Raw genomic sequence first — 13,759 nt, 5'->3', positions numbered from 1 at the left:
CCGAGGGGCTTGCCCAGCAGCAGGCGAACGTACTCCGACCCGATGAATCCGGCTCCGCCGGTGACGAGGATCCTCACGGGTCCGGAAGTGTACGCCAAGTCGCGCGTCGCGCGGGGCATGCGACCCCCGCGCACGTTCCGTATTCGTGCCGGTAGGCTTCGCCGGTGCGTGGAATCCTACTTGCCGGTGGCACCGGATCGCGACTCTGGCCGATCACCCGGGCGGTGTCGAAGCAGCTGATGCCGGTCTTCGACAAGCCGATGGTCTACTACCCCCTCTCCACCCTGGTGATGTCCGGGGTCCGCGAGATCCTGGTGATCACCACCCCGGAGGATCAGGGCCAGTTCCGTCGGCTGCTCGGCGACGGCAGCCAGTTCGGGCTGCGGCTGGAGTACGTCAGCCAGGAGCGCCCGGAGGGCATCGCGCAGGCGTTCATCCTCGGGGCGGACTTCATCGGCGACGAGTCGGTGGCGCTGATCCTCGGCGACAACATCTTCCACGGCGTCGGCCTGGGTCGGCAGCTCGCCGGCCACGGTGACCCGATCGGCGGTCGAGTCTTCGCCTACCAGGTGGCCAACCCGCAGGAGTACGGCGTGGTCGACTTCGACGCCGACGGTCGGGTGCGCTCGATCGAGGAGAAGCCGGCCCGGCCGAAGTCCCGTTACGCGGTGCCCGGCCTGTACTTCTACGACAACCGGGTGGTCGACATCTCCCGCAAGCTCACCCCGAGCGCCCGCGGCGAGCTGGAGATCACGGCGGTCAACGAGGTGTACCGGGAGACCGGGGAGCTGTCGGTGACCGTGCTGGACCGGGGCACCGCCTGGCTGGACACCGGCACGTTCACCTCGATGATGCAGGCCGCCGAGTTCGTCCGGGTGGTCGAGGAGCGGCAGGGTCTGAAGATCGGCTGCGTCGAGGAGGTGGCCTGGCGGGCCGGCCTGATCGACGACGCTCAGCTGCGCGCGCTGGCCGAGCCACTGACCAAGAGCGGCTACGGCGACTACCTGCTCGGCCTGCTGGCCGAGAAGAGCGGCGACGGGGGCGTCTGGTGAAGATCCGGGAGCTGAGCATCGAGGGCGCCTGGGAGATCACCCCGCAGCAGCACGGTGACCCGCGCGGCATGTTCATGGAGTGGTACCGCTTCGACCGGCTCGCCGAGGTGGTGGGGCATCCGCTGCGGCTGGCCCAGGCCAACCTGTCGGTCTCCGCGCGCGGTGTGGTGCGCGGTATCCACTTCGCCGACGTCCCGCCCGGGCAGGCCAAGTACGTCACCTGCGTGCGGGGTGCGGTGCTCGACATGGTGGTGGACCTGCGCGTGGGCTCGCCGACCTTCGGCCGCTGGGAGGGCGTCCGGCTGGACGACACCGACCGCCGGGCGGTCTACCTCAGCGAGGGGCTGGGGCACGGCTTCTGCGCGCTGACCGACGACGCGACGCTGAGCTACCTCTGCTCGACCACGTACAACCCGACCGGCGAGCACGCGGTGCACCCGCTGGACGAGGAGTTGGCCATCGAGTGGCCGGCCGACGTCCCGCAACTGTCCGCCCGCGACGACGCGGCGCCGACGCTGGCGCAGGCCCGCGAGCGCGGGCTGTTGCCGGAGTACGACAGCTGCCGGAGGTTCGTGGCGAGCATCGGACCGGACGGAATGTCGCACTCAGCCGGTATGTGACCGCACCCGGGGCACGACCTGTGCTGTGACAGTGACGAACCGGCCCTCCGGGCGGCTAATGTCACCTCATGGAGCGGCGAATCTTCGGCCTCGAGACCGAGTACGGCGTCACCTGCACCTATCGCGGGCAGCGGCGGCTGTCCCCGGACGAGGTCGCGCGGTATCTCTTCCGTCGCGTGGTGTCCTGGGGTCGGTCGAGCAATGTGTTCCTGCGCAATGGGGCCCGGCTCTACCTGGACGTCGGGTCGCACCCGGAGTACGCCACTCCGGAGTGTGACTCGGTGACCGATCTGGTCGCCCACGACCGGGCCGGCGAGCGGATCCTGGAGGGTCTGCTCGTCGACGCGGAGAAGCGACTGCACGACGAGGGCATCGCGGGTGAGATCTACCTGTTCAAGAACAACACCGACTCGGCCGGCAACTCGTACGGCTGCCACGAAAACTATCTGGTCTCCCGGCACGGCGAGTTCGGGCGGCTCGCCGACGTGCTCATCCCGTTCCTGGTCACCCGGCAGTTGATCTGCGGGGCCGGCAAGGTCCTGCAGACCCCACGCGGCGCGGTCTACTGCCTGTCGCAGCGGGCCGAGCACATCTGGGAGGGCGTCTCCTCGGCGACCACCCGTAGCCGCCCGATCATCAACACCCGCGACGAGCCGCACGCCGACGCCGAGCGCTACCGGCGGCTGCACGTGATCGTCGGCGACTCCAACATGAACGAGGTCACCACGCTGCTCAAGGTCGGCACGGCCGACATCGTGCTGCGGATGATCGAGGCCGGGGTGGTGATGCGCGACCTGTCGCTGGAGAACCCGATCCGGGCGATCCGGGAGGTGTCGCACGACATCACCGGCCGGCGCAAGGTCCGGTTGGCCTCCGGCAAGGAGGTCAGCGCGCTGGACATCCAGCAGGAATACCTCGCCAAGGCCACCGAGTTCGTGGAGCGCCGTGGCGGCGACCAGGCCGCCAAGCGAGTCGTCGAGCTGTGGGGCCGGGTGCTGAACGCGGTGGAGAGCGGGGATCTGGAGCCGGTCTCCCGGGAGATCGACTGGGTCACCAAGTTGCGGCTGATCGAGCGCTACCAGCGCAAGCACGATCTGCCGCTGTCGCACCCGCGGGTGGCGCAGATGGACCTGGCCTACCACGACCTGCGTCGCGGTCGCGGCCTCTACGGGCTGCTGGAGCGCCGTGGCGAGGTGGACCGGGTGGCGACCGACCCGGAGATCTTCGAGGCCAAGGAGACCCCGCCGCAGACCACCCGGGCCCGGCTGCGCGGCGAGTTCATCCGGCACGCCCAGGAGAAGCGGCGGGACTTCACCGTCGACTGGGTGCACCTGAAGCTCAACGACCAGGCGCAGCGCACGGTGCTCTGCAAGGACCCGTTCCGGGCGTACGACGAGCGGGTGGAGCGGTTGATCGCCAGCATGTGACCGGTGCGCCGGCCCCGGCGGTGGTGTCCGCCGGCGGGGCCGGCGCTTTCGGTAGGCTGGGCGCGCCATGACGACTTCTGGACCTTCCGACCGCCCCGAGCGCGGCACCGAGCGGCAGAACTGGGTCGAACGCCGCCGGGACAAGATCCGCGCCGAGATCGACCGCAACCGGCGCGGCGATTACACCGTGCCGACGTGGGTGCTGGCCCTGGCGCTGGTGCTCATCGTGGGCGGCTGGCTCGCCCTGATCTTCCTCGCCTGATCCCACGGGCTTCCTCGCCGGTCCCGCCGGCCGACACTCCGTACCGCACCGGCGTCCCCGCCGTGGCCGGGCTTGCCGCGACGACGCCGCTTCCGCATCGGTGCCGGTGGCTGGCCCCGGGGGGCCACCGCTGGCCCGACCGGGCCCCCGGATCGGGTAACCGTCGCCGGTCGCCGGACGCCCGCAGCCGCGGAACCGCTCGGTGGCAACGGCGGGTCCGACGGAGGGAGCGAGCGATGACGGGCGGGGACAGCGCGGCGCCACAGCCGCAGCGGGGGCAGGCCGGCTGGCAGGATCCCGGGCCGCGTGACGTGGTCCGGGACCGGCAGAACCCGGATCTGCTGACCCCACCGAGCACGGACGCGGGCACACTGCCCAACCTGCGGTTCTCCTTCTCCGACGCGCACACCCGGATCCAGCGCGGCGGCTGGACCCGGGAGGTCACGGTACGGGAGCTGCCGATCGCCACCGAGCTCTGCGGCGTGGACATGGCGCTGGAGCCGGGCGCGTACCGGGAACTGCACTGGCACCAGCAGTCCGAGTGGGCGTACGTGTCACGTGGCAGCTGCCGGATCAGCGCGGTCGACCAGGAGGGCCGCAACTTCCTCGACGACTTGCGCGCCGGCGACCTGTGGTTCTTTCCCAAGGGCGTGCCGCACCACATCCAGGCCCTCGACGAGGGGGTGGAGTTCCTGCTGGTCTTCGACGACGGGGCGTTCACCGAGAACGGCACGTTCCTGATCAGCGACTTTTTCGCGCACACCCCGAAGGACGTGCTGGCCAAGAACTTCGGCTGGCGGCCCGAGCAGCTCGACTCGCTGCCGGAGCGGGAGAAGTACATCTTCGCCGGGGAGGTGCCGCCGCCGCTGGAACGCGACCGGGTGGTGAGCCCGACCGGGGACGTGCCCCGGACGCTGAGCCACCGGCTGCTCGCGCAGCAGCCGCGACGGTTCCCGGGCGGTCAGGTGCGCATCGCCGACGTGAACCAGTTCGCCGCGGCCACCACCATCTGCGCCGCGCTGGTGGAGGTCGACCCGGGTGGGATGCGCGAGCTGCACTGGCATCCCACCGACGACGAGTGGCAGTACTACATCTCCGGCCACGGCCGGATGGGCGTGTTCGCCAGCACCGGCGTGGCCGGCACCTTCGACATGCGCTCCGGCGACGTCGGGTACGTGCCGTTCGCGTACGGCCACTACATCGAGAACCTCGGCAACGAGCCGCTGGTCTTCCTGGAGATGTTCCGCAAGCCTCGGTTCGAGGACATCTCCCTGACCCAGTGGATGGCGAACACTCCACCCCAGGTCATCTCGGACACCCTCAACCTGCCCCGGGAGATGATCGAAGCCCTGCCCCGCGACAAACGCCCCCTGGTGCGCTGACCGACGGCCGACCCGCTCCGGCCCAGAACCGGGCCGGGTCAGGGCAGCAGGGTGGCGGCGTGGCGGCCGGCCGCCGCGGCGGCGAGGAAGTAGGCGTGGTCGGCGTCGAGGCCACGGCCCATGGTGGACAGCGGCACGGTGCTGGCCCGCAGCGCCGCGTCGAGGCCGGCGACGGGCACCCGGACGATCCGGTGTCGGGCCGCCAGCGGGACCAGCGCCGCGTCCACCTCGGCGGCCAGCGCCGGGTCCAGGTCGTCGGGCACCACCAGCTCCGCCGGGGCGAGCGCCACCCGGCCGTACGCGGTGAGGCTGTGGTGGGACACGCCCCGGTGCCGCGGACGGGGGTCGGCGGCGGAGATCCGCAGTGACCCGACCGGCCTGCCGCCCAGCGTGGCGATCGCGTTGACCGCCTCGCCGACGGCGACCCCGGAGAAGCCCCAACGGGTGCCCGTGCCGAGGTTGCCGGGCCCCTGCGCGACCACCGCCACGTCGGCGCGCAGCACGTACCGGGCGGCGAGCAGGCCGCCGTGCAGGGTGGTGGCCTCCAGGTCGCCGCCGAACGCCTGCCCGACGGTGATCGTTCCGGCAAGGTCGGCGCGCAGCCCGGCCAGGGTGCGGGAGAACCAGGCCGGCAGCGCCCCACCGTCGGTCAGCAGGTACGCCACCCGGGCGTGCGGGGCGTCGGCCCGGATGCCGGCCAGGATCGCCGGCAGAGCCGAGTGCAGGTCGGCGGTGACCACCGGCAGCCCGCCCAGGTCGTCGGCGTCGGCCAGGACGTCCCGGTGCGGGGACGCCTCCTCGTCGACGCCGAGCAGGATCGGTTGCAGCGGGGTGTAGCGGGCCTTGACGAGGTGCCCGGTGTCGCGGGTGTCGCCGGAGGCCGGCGGGTCGGGCGGCAGCCGGTCCGGCAGCGCCACCACCAGGGCGTACCCGCCGGTGCCCAGCCCCATCAGCAGTGCACCGACGTTGAGCAGCACCCGGTCGCCGGGCTCGGGCGTGCCGACCAGCTCCGGGTAGGCCAGCGCCCGCATGCGGGTGCCGTCGGGCAGGTCGACGTCGAGCTCCATCGCCCCGGTCCACTGCCGCCGCAGCGCCGCCACCGTCCCCGCCCGCCATCGCACCATGACGGGCACGCTAGCCGCGCGGGCCCGGCGACCCGCGCCCGGGTGGTCTGGCGACGTGGTTCAGGTCGGGTCGGGTGCGCCGCCGGCGTCCGGGCTCGGGCCGGCCTGGGTGTTTCGGGCCTGGCCGCCGGCGCCGGGCAGCGAGCGGGTCGGGTCGAGGAAGACGTAGCGGATCTCCGGGAACCGCCCGGTGAGCCGCCGCTCGGCCTCGTCGGCGGTGGCCTCGATGGCCGCGCCGGTGGCCTCGTCACGGAAATCGACCTTCGCGGCGACCAGGATGTCGTCCGGGCCGAGCTGCATGGTCAGCAGGGTGTCGATCCGCTCCACCTCGGGCAGCCCGGCCATCTCCTGCTCGATCACGCGGCGCAGCCGCTCCGGGACCGCCCGGCCGACCAGCAGGGACAGGTTGTTGCTGGCCAGGATCCCGGCGACCGTCAGCAGCAGCAGCCCGATCAGAATCGACGCGACGCCGTCCCACACCTCGTCGCCGGTGGCCTCGGACAGGCCGACCCCGAGCCCGGCCAGCAGCAGACCGATCAGCGCCGCGCTGTCCTCCAGGAAGACCGCCTTGACGGTGGTGTCGGCGGTCAGCCGCAGGAACCGCCGGGGAGTGGTCTTCCAGCGCCGGGACTCGCGGCGGACCTGCCGCACGGCCCGGGCCAGCGAGATGGACTCGATGACGAACGACACCCCCAGCACGATGTACGAGACCAGATAGTCGCCGCTGTGCTGGTGCACCAGGATGGTGGTGACGCCGTGGGTGACGGCGAAACCGGCGCCCGCGACGAAGGTGAACATGGCCGCGAAGAACGCCCAGACGTAGCTTTCCTTGCCGTACCCGAAGGGGTGCCGGGTGTCCGCGGGCCGGGCGCCCCGGCGCAGCGCCTGGTAGAGCAGCACCTCGGTGGTGGTGTCGGCGATCGAGTGTGCCGCCTCGGAGAGCATCGCGGCCGAGCCGGAGATCAGCCCGGCGATCAGCTTGGCCACCGCGATGGCGAGGTTGGCGGCGCCGGCGACGACCACGGTGCCGACGCTCTCGGTCTTGACGCCCGCTTCCGCCATGAGAGTCACCCTATGACCGGCGACGACACCCCGCCGGGCTGCCGGCCCGGACACCCCGATCCGAACAGATGTGCGGCACGCCCGCGCGGATGCACGTCCCGGGCGCGTCGGCTGCTAGCGTCTACCCGTGTCGCGGACCCGCACCGAACGCCTGGTCAACCTGGTGATCTGCCTGCTGTCCACGCGACGGTTCCTGACCGCCGCGCAGATCGCCGCGACCGTGCCCGGCTACGAGCACGATCCCGACGACGCGCGCGACCACGAGGCGTTCCAGCGCAAGTTCGAACGGGACAAGGCCGAGCTGCGTGAGCTGGGCGTGCCGCTGGAGACCGGGACGGCCAGCGTCTTCGACGCCGAGCCCGGCTACCGGATCGCCCACCGCGAGTACGCGCTGCCCGACATCCCCCTCGAACCGGACGAGGCCGCCGCGGTCGGCATCGCCGCGCGGCTGTGGCAGCACGCCGGGCTCGCCGCCGCCGCGTCATCCGGGCTGGCCAAGCTGCGCGCCGCCGGGGTGGACGTGGACCCGCAGGCCACCCTGGGCCTGGAGCCGATGGTCACCGTCGACCCGGCGTTCGCGCCGCTGACCGCCGCCGCCCGGGATCGCCGCGAGGTCGGCTTCGACTACCGGGTGCCCGACCGGGACGCGCCCAGTCGCCGCCGGCTGCAGCCGTGGGGCGTGGTCTGCTGGCGCGGCCGGTGGTATGTGGTCGGCCACGACCTCGACCGTGCGGCGACCCGCTGCTTCCGGCTGTCCCGGGTGGTCGGCTCGGTCCGGGTGACCGGCGCGGCCGGCGGATATCAGCCGCCGGCCGGCGTCGACCTGATCAGCCACGTGGCCCGCTGGTCCGGCCCGGTTGAGCGCACCGGCCGGGCCACGGTGCTGGCCGCACCCGGCCGGGCCGCCGGGTTGCGCCGCTGGGCGGTGGAGGTGACCGCTGGGACGGACGGTGACCGGCTGGTCCTGCCGTACGCCGACCCGGACGGGATCGCCGGCCACCTCGTCGGGTACGGCCCGGACGTGCGGGTGCTCGACCCGCCGGAGGTCCGCGAGGCGGTCATCCAGCGTCTCAAGGAGATCGCCGCCCGGCACGACGACCTGGCTGTCACCGGGGGTGCCCGGTGACCCGGCCGGCCGCCCGCGGCGGCTCCCGGGCCTCCGCAGACCGCCTGGCCCGGCTTCTGAACCTGGTGCCCTACCTGCTGGCGCGACCGGGGATCGAGGTCGCCGAGGCCGCCGGCGATCTGGGCGTCACCGAGCGGCAGCTGCGCGAGGACCTGGAGCTGCTCTGGGTGTGCGGGCTGCCGGGTTACGGCCCCGGTGACCTGATCGACATGGCCTTCGACGGCGACCGGGTGACCATCACCTACGACGCCGGCATCGACCGGCCGCTGCGGCTCACCCCCGACGAGGCGTTGGCCCTCGTGGTGGCGCTGCGGATGCTCGCCGAGACACCCGGGGTGGCCAACCGGGAGGCCGTCGAGCGGGCCCTCGCGAAGATCGAGGACGCCGGGGACTTGGTGGGCGCGCCGGTGGCGGTCCGGCTGCCGGGGGACACCCGGCAGGTGGAGGCGCTGCGCGCCGCCGTGGAGGGCGGCCGGGCCCTGCGGATCACCTACTACACGGCGGCCCGGGACGAGACCACCGACCGTGTCATCGACCCGCTGCGGATGCTGATGGTCGGCGGCCGGGCGTACGTGGAAGCGTGGTGCCGGCGCGCCGAGGCGGTCCGACTGTTCCGGGCCGACCGGATCGACGCGATCACCGAGCTGGACGAGCCGGCCGCCGCACCACCGCAGGCCGTCCCGCACGACCTCACCGAGGGCGTCTTCCGTCCCTCGCCCGACCTGCCGCTGATCACCCTGCGGATCGCCCGCAGCGAGCGGTGGATCACCGAGTACTACCCGTGCGAGCGGGTGGAGGCCGGCGACGGCGACCAGTGGCTGGTCTCGCTGCGGGTGACCGACCTGGGGTGGGCCCGCCGGTTCGTGCTCGGCCTCGGCCCGGACGTCACCGTGGTCGCCCCGGTCGAGCTGGCTGAGCAGGTCCGGGCGACGGCGGCCGCCGCGTTGGACGCGTACGCCGTGCCGGCGCCCACCGCCGCACCCCGGCGGCCCGAGGCCGACCAGGCGACGCCCGAATCCGCGACACCTGGCCCGTCCGACCGGGCGGGCGCGCCCTCGGGCGACCCGGCGGTGGCCGGCCGCACCCAGTAGGCTGACCGCCGTGCTGAAATGGATCGTGCTCGCGGTGGTGCTGCTCCCGCTCGTGGCGCTCGCGCTGGCCGTGCGGCCGGTGCTGACCCGGCTGCCCCGGCTGCGCCGCGCCGCGGCGGCGTTGCAGCGACGGGCCGCCGAGGCCGAAGGGCTGCGGGAGACCGCCGAGGCGCTGCAGCAGCGCGCCGAGGGTGTCCAGCGCCAACTCGACACCGCCCAGCGGCGGCTCGCCGTGATCAAGGCCAAGCGCGGCTGATCGACCCCGTCCACGGCGCCTCGAGCGGCTGCCCGGCGGGTGGTTGACGGATCATCCCCGTTGGTCAAGACTTCACCGGCCGGGCCGGACCATCACCCCCCGGCGGGTGGCGTCCCGCCGATCCGCACGTACGATGGGCTGCGTACCACCCCCCGGACACACAGAGCGACTGGAGCTTCTCATGGGTGCCCTCAAGCCGTGGCACATCGCGGTTCTCGTGGTTGTGCTGATCCTGCTCTTCGGTGCGAAGCGGCTCCCCGACGCTGCGCGCTCGCTGGGTCGTTCGCTGCGGATCATCAAGGCCGAGACCAAGAGCCTGCAGGACGACGACCGCGACCTCGCCGAGAAGGCCGACGCGCAGGCCGGCTACCAGCCGCTGCCGCCGCACGCCGGGCAGCCGCAGCAGGCGCCGTACCAGGCCCCGCCGCAGCAGCAGCCGGTCGTCGACCCGGTGCACCGCGTCCGCGACAACTGATCGAGAGGCCCGAGCACCGTGGCCTTCGCACTGCGTAAGCGCGGCCCGAGCAGTTTCGAGCGGGCCGCCGACGGCTCGATGACGCTCATCGAGCACGTCCGCGAGCTGCGCAACCGCCTGTTCCGTGCCTCGCTGGCGATCCTGATCGGCTTCGGCATCGGCATCTGGCTGGCGACGCCGGTCCGGGTGCTGCTGTCGAAGCCGTACTGCGACCTGCCGGCGTCGATGGACCCGATCAGCGGGAAGTGCAAGTTCGTCCAGCTCGGCGTTGCGGACGTCTTCCTGTTGAACCTGAAGATCGGCCTGTGGGTGGGCCTGATCATCGCGGCGCCCATCTGGCTCTACCAGCTCTGGGCGTTCATCGCGCCCGGGCTGCACCGCAACGAGCGGCGCTACGCCTACATCTTCACGGCCCTGGCGGCGCCGCTCTTCGCCGCCGGTGCGGTGCTGGCCTTCTTCGTCACCACCAAGGGCCTCGAGTTCCTGCTGAATGTGTCCGGCGATGACATCTCGACCAACCTGGAAGTCACCCGGTACATATCGTTCGTCACCAACCTGATCTTGTTGTTCGGGGTGGCGTTCGAGTTCCCGCTGATCGTGCTGATGCTCAACTTCGTGGGCCTGGCCAGCGGGAAGAAGCTGCTCGGTTGGTGGCGGGTGGCGATCTTCGTGTTCTTCGCCTTCTCCGCCGTGGTGACCCCCACCCCGGACCCGTTCGGGATGACCGCCCTGGCGCTCTGCCTCTCCGCGCTCTACTTCGCCGCGGTCGGGGTCGCGTTCCTCAACGATCGCCGGCGAGGGCGCGGCAAGGAGGTCTACGCCGGCCTCGACGACGACGAGGTGTCGCCGCTGGAGCACGACGCCGAGCCGGTCGAGGCCGGGCAGCGGATCGACATGGCCACGCCGGTCGGCGCAGCCGATCCGATCGCCCCACCGGCCCCGATCGAACGTCGCTACGACGACATGACCTGACGGCCCCGCGCCGCCCGGTCCGCCGACGCCGTCCCCGCTTGCCGGGGGCGGCGTCGCCGCATGTGCCGGCGACGAGACCGCCACCCCCGCTGCACCGTGCGCGCGGACTCCGGCACCGATGGTGACGTCGCCGCCCCCGGTGACCGGCGGGCATCCGACCGGTTACGGTGCTGCCCGTGACCGCAGACGATCACCCGCCCGGCCCGCACACCGGGGGTCCCGTCGCCGTGCTCATCAACCCGACGGCCGGAAGGGAACGGCACCGCGCCCTGCTGCCCCGGCTGCTCGACGGGCTGTCCGCCGCCGGTCGACCGGTCCGGCTGCTGTCGGCGTCCAGTCCCGGCGAGGCAGAGGCGGCCTGCCACGCCGCGGTAGCCGACGGCGCCGGTGCGCTGGTCGCGGTCGGCGGGGACGGGACCGTGCACCGGGCGCTGCAGGCTGTCGCCGGCACCCATGTGCCGTTCGGCGCGGTGCCGGCCGGCACCGGTAACGACTTCGCCCTCGACACCGGCTTCCCGGCCGATCCGCTGGCGGCGGTGACGGTGATCGCCGAGGCGCTGCGCGCCGGCCGGAGCCACCTCGTCGACCTCGCCTCGATGACCGGCGCTGACGGCGTCCAGCGCTGGTACGGGGCGGTCCTCGCGGCCGGATTCGACGCGATCGTCAACGAGCGGGCCAATCGGATGCGCTGGCCGCGTGGCCCTCGCCGGTACGACCTGGCGATCCTCGTCGAGCTGGCACGGTTGCGGCCCCGCCGGTACACGCTCCGCCTGGACGGGGAGCAGCACGAGTTGGACGCGGTGCTGGTGGCGGTGGGCAACTGCCCGACCTACGGCGGGGGGATGCGAATCTGCCCCGACGCCGACCCGACCGACGGGCTGCTCGACGTGGTGGTGGGTGGCCGGATCAACCGGCGCACCCTGATCCGGGTCAAGCCGCGCATCTACCAGGGCACCCACGTCAGCCACCCCCTGGTCCGCACGTACCGGGCACGGACGGTGGAGCTGACCGCCGAGGGCATCACCACCTACGCCGACGGCGAGCGCTCGCTGGACCTGCCGGTGACGATCACTGCCGTGCCGGGCGCCCTGCGGCTGCTGCGCTGACCCGTACCGCGCCGATGCTGGCCGCGATGACCAGCACGATGGCGGCGCACTCCAGCAGGGTCAACGCCTGCCGCAGCACCAGCCAACCGGCCAGCGTGGCGATGGCCGGGCCGAGGCTCATCAGCACCGCGAACGTGGCCGTGGGCATCCGGCGCAGCGCCAGCAGCTCCAGCGTGTACGGCAGCCCGGAGGCGAGCACCGCGAGGGCCGTGCCGAGCGCCAGCACGGCCGGGTCGAGCAGCGCGGCGCCGCCGTCGATGATCCCGAGGGGCAGGGTGACGAGCGCGGCGAGGGTCAGCGCCAGGGCCAGCCCGTCCGCGCCCGGGAACCGGCTGCCGACCCGGGCGCTGAGCACGATGTACGCGGCCCACATGGCGCCCGCGCCGAACGCGAAGGCCACCCCGGCCGGGTTCAGCCGGTCGAAGCCACCCTGCCCGAGCAGCGCCACCCCGGCCAGCGCCAGCCCCGCCCAGCACCAGCTGGCCAGCCGGCGGGCGGTGAACACCGACAGCGCCAGTGGGCCGAGCACCTCCAGGGTCACCGCCGGGCCCAGCGGGATCCGCTCGATGGCCTGGTAGAACAGCGAGTTCATGCCGGCCAGTGCCAGCCCGAACGCGCCCGCCGCGGCCCAGGCCGCCCGGTCGTGGCCGCGCAGTCGGGGCCGGCAGACGATGAGCAGCAGCACGGCCGAGATCGTCAGTCGCAGGGTCACCGCGCCGGCCACCCCGCTACGCGGGAAGAGCAGGGCGGCCACGGCGGAGCCGAACTGCACCGACAGCGCCCCACCGAGCACCATGCCCACCGCGCCGACGCCACCGGCTCGGCCGGTCGGCGCGGGAGCGGGTGTCGGCCGGTCGGGCAGCAGGGTGTCGGTCACGGTTGCGACGCTAGGGGACGCGGCGCGGGGGAGGGAAATGCCGGTTCCACTGCGGTTATGCTCCCCAGTTATGACCGTGGAGCTGCGGCACCTGCGTGCCTTCCTGGCCATCGCCGAGGAGGGCAGCATCACCCGCGCCGCCGGGCGACTCCGGGTCACCCAGCCCGCGCTGTCGCGCACGCTCCGCCAGTTGGAGGACCATCTGGGGATCCGGTTGGTCGACCGGTCCACCCACCATCTGCACCTGACCCCGGCCGGCCGGTCGCTGCGTGACCGGGCCGCCGCCGCGGTCGCGGCCGTCGACGACGTGCTGGACCCGGGGTACGCCGCCGGGCGCCCGCTGCGGCTCGGGCACGCCTGGTCGGCGCTGGGCGGGCACACCGTCACCCTGCTGCGCCGGTGGCGGCGCGCCCACCCCGACACGCCGCTGGAGTTGCTCCGCATCGACGACCGCAGCGCAGGGCTGGCCCGGGGCGCCGTGGACGTCGCGGTGCTGCGCCAGCCGGTCGATCTGCCCGACGTACGCACCGTGCGGCTGCTCACCGAGCCCCGGCTGGCCACCGTGCCGGCGGACAGCCCGTTGGCCGAGCGGGCCGTACTCACCCTGGCCGACCTGGTCGACCAGCCGCTCGCGGTGAACACCGCCACCGGCACCACCACGCTCGACCTCTGGCCGGCGGGCGCCGCGCCGGCGACCGTGGTGCCGGTGGTGAACACCGACGACTGGCTCGCCGCGATCAGCGCCGGTCGGGCGGTCGGGGTCACCACCTCCGCGACCGCCGCGATGTATCCCACCCCGGCGGTGGCGTACCGGCCACTCACCGACGCTCCCGACATCACCGTGCTGCTGGCCTGGCGGCACCCGCCCCGACACCCGGGCGTCGCCGACCTGGTCGCACTCGCCCACGAGGTCGTCGCCGGCTGACC

At 73.2% G+C, this 13,759-nt stretch carries 15 protein-coding genes; 12 read left to right on the top strand and 3 right to left on the bottom strand.

Features of this window, described 5'->3' with window-relative positions:
- Positions 1-164 precede the first annotated feature (164 nt).
- From rfbA to ABZV00_RS12030, 5 genes are all read left to right on the top strand, one after another.
- Entirely contained in the window at positions 165-1,052 is an 888-nt protein-coding gene (gene rfbA, locus ABZV00_RS12050; RefSeq protein WP_355604762.1) for a glucose-1-phosphate thymidylyltransferase RfbA, read from the top strand.
- Positions 1,049-1,672 carry a dTDP-4-dehydrorhamnose 3,5-epimerase family protein gene (locus ABZV00_RS12045; RefSeq protein ID WP_328416873.1) on the top strand — a complete coding sequence of 208 codons (624 nt, stop codon included), beginning with the start codon at positions 1,049-1,051 and terminating at the stop codon, positions 1,670-1,672. The genes rfbA and ABZV00_RS12045 overlap by 4 nt, the downstream gene beginning before the upstream one ends.
- Before the next feature lie 68 nt (positions 1,673-1,740).
- Positions 1,741-3,099 carry a Pup--protein ligase gene (gene pafA / locus ABZV00_RS12040; RefSeq protein ID WP_328416871.1) on the top strand — a complete coding sequence of 453 codons (1,359 nt, stop codon included), beginning with the start codon at positions 1,741-1,743 and terminating at the stop codon, positions 3,097-3,099.
- Between the two features lie 67 nt (positions 3,100-3,166).
- A complete protein-coding gene (locus ABZV00_RS12035) occupies positions 3,167-3,361 on the top strand; it encodes a hypothetical protein (protein WP_355604758.1) in 195 nt (64 codons plus the stop codon).
- Positions 3,362-3,597: 236 nt separating this feature from the next.
- Positions 3,598-4,743 (top strand): oxalate decarboxylase family bicupin, encoded by a 1,146-nt coding sequence (locus tag ABZV00_RS12030; RefSeq protein ID WP_355604756.1) that lies wholly within the window; start codon positions 3,598-3,600, stop codon positions 4,741-4,743.
- A 38-nt stretch (positions 4,744-4,781) separates the two neighbouring features.
- Here the strand turns inward: ABZV00_RS12030 and ABZV00_RS12025 are convergent, their stop codons facing one another.
- Positions 4,782-5,867 carry a DUF3866 family protein gene (locus tag ABZV00_RS12025; RefSeq protein WP_355604753.1) on the bottom strand — a complete coding sequence of 362 codons (1,086 nt, stop codon included), beginning with the start codon at positions 5,865-5,867 and terminating at the stop codon, positions 4,782-4,784.
- A gap of 60 nt (positions 5,868-5,927) precedes the next feature.
- A complete protein-coding gene (locus ABZV00_RS12020) occupies positions 5,928-6,929 on the bottom strand; it encodes a cation diffusion facilitator family transporter (RefSeq protein WP_355604751.1) in 1,002 nt (333 codons plus the stop codon).
- A gap of 127 nt (positions 6,930-7,056) precedes the next feature.
- Here ABZV00_RS12020 and ABZV00_RS12015 point away from each other — a divergent pair, with 127 nt between their 5' ends.
- The 6 genes from ABZV00_RS12015 to ABZV00_RS11990 all read left to right on the top strand — a co-directional run bounded on the left by ABZV00_RS12015 (position 7,057) and on the right by ABZV00_RS11990 (position 11,955).
- Complete coding sequence (locus ABZV00_RS12015; protein WP_328416862.1) at positions 7,057-8,055, top strand: WYL domain-containing protein; 999 nt, start codon at positions 7,057-7,059, stop codon at positions 8,053-8,055.
- Positions 8,052-9,146 (top strand): YafY family protein, encoded by a 1,095-nt coding sequence (locus ABZV00_RS12010; RefSeq protein ID WP_355604748.1) that lies wholly within the window; start codon positions 8,052-8,054, stop codon positions 9,144-9,146. Before ABZV00_RS12015 ends, ABZV00_RS12010 begins: the two co-directional genes overlap by 4 nt.
- A 10-nt stretch (positions 9,147-9,156) precedes the next feature.
- Positions 9,157-9,402, top strand: coding sequence for a hypothetical protein (locus tag ABZV00_RS12005; RefSeq protein WP_328416858.1), 246 nt, complete (start codon positions 9,157-9,159; stop codon positions 9,400-9,402).
- A 181-nt stretch (positions 9,403-9,583) separates the two neighbouring features.
- Positions 9,584-9,877, top strand: coding sequence for a Sec-independent protein translocase subunit TatA (gene tatA, locus ABZV00_RS12000; protein ID WP_252414657.1), 294 nt, complete (start codon positions 9,584-9,586; stop codon positions 9,875-9,877).
- 18 nt (positions 9,878-9,895) lie between these two features.
- Positions 9,896-10,849: a twin-arginine translocase subunit TatC gene (gene tatC / locus ABZV00_RS11995; RefSeq protein ID WP_328416852.1), complete on the top strand. Its 954-nt coding sequence runs from the start codon at positions 9,896-9,898 to the stop codon at positions 10,847-10,849.
- A gap of 167 nt (positions 10,850-11,016) precedes the next feature.
- A complete protein-coding gene (locus tag ABZV00_RS11990) occupies positions 11,017-11,955 on the top strand; it encodes a diacylglycerol kinase (RefSeq protein WP_355604743.1) in 939 nt (312 codons plus the stop codon).
- Here ABZV00_RS11990 and ABZV00_RS11985 read toward each other — a convergent pair.
- A complete protein-coding gene (locus ABZV00_RS11985) occupies positions 11,918-12,832 on the bottom strand; it encodes an EamA family transporter (RefSeq protein WP_328416848.1) in 915 nt (304 codons plus the stop codon). The two genes, ABZV00_RS11990 and ABZV00_RS11985, sit on opposite strands and share 38 nt — an antisense overlap.
- Before the next feature lie 70 nt (positions 12,833-12,902).
- On the opposite strand from ABZV00_RS11985, the gene ABZV00_RS11980 reads away from it, so the two are divergent.
- Positions 12,903-13,757, top strand: coding sequence for a LysR family transcriptional regulator (locus ABZV00_RS11980; protein ID WP_328416846.1), 855 nt, complete (start codon positions 12,903-12,905; stop codon positions 13,755-13,757).
- Positions 13,758-13,759 lie beyond the last annotated feature (2 nt).

This window comes from Micromonospora sp. NPDC005173 (genome assembly GCF_040608515.1).
In the GTDB taxonomy this organism is placed as follows: domain Bacteria; phylum Actinomycetota; class Actinomycetes; order Mycobacteriales; family Micromonosporaceae; genus Micromonospora.
Note: the sequence above shows the minus strand (reverse complement) of the source record. Positions and strands in the feature narration are given on the sequence as shown.

Coding starts and splice junctions, on each gene's coding strand:
- pafA (WP_328416871.1), top strand. CDS start 1,741: ATGGAGCGGCGAATCTTCGGCCTCGAGACCGAGTACGGCGTCACCTGC.
- ABZV00_RS12035 (WP_355604758.1), top strand. CDS start 3,167: ATGACGACTTCTGGACCTTCCGACCGCCCCGAGCGCGGCACCGAGCGG.
- ABZV00_RS12030 (WP_355604756.1), top strand. CDS start 3,598: ATGACGGGCGGGGACAGCGCGGCGCCACAGCCGCAGCGGGGGCAGGCC.
- ABZV00_RS12025 (WP_355604753.1), bottom strand. CDS start 5,867: ATGGTGCGATGGCGGGCGGGGACGGTGGCGGCGCTGCGGCGGCAGTGG.
- ABZV00_RS12020 (WP_355604751.1), bottom strand. CDS start 6,929: ATGGCGGAAGCGGGCGTCAAGACCGAGAGCGTCGGCACCGTGGTCGTC.
- tatA (WP_252414657.1), top strand. CDS start 9,584: ATGGGTGCCCTCAAGCCGTGGCACATCGCGGTTCTCGTGGTTGTGCTG.
- ABZV00_RS11980 (WP_328416846.1), top strand. CDS start 12,903: ATGACCGTGGAGCTGCGGCACCTGCGTGCCTTCCTGGCCATCGCCGAG.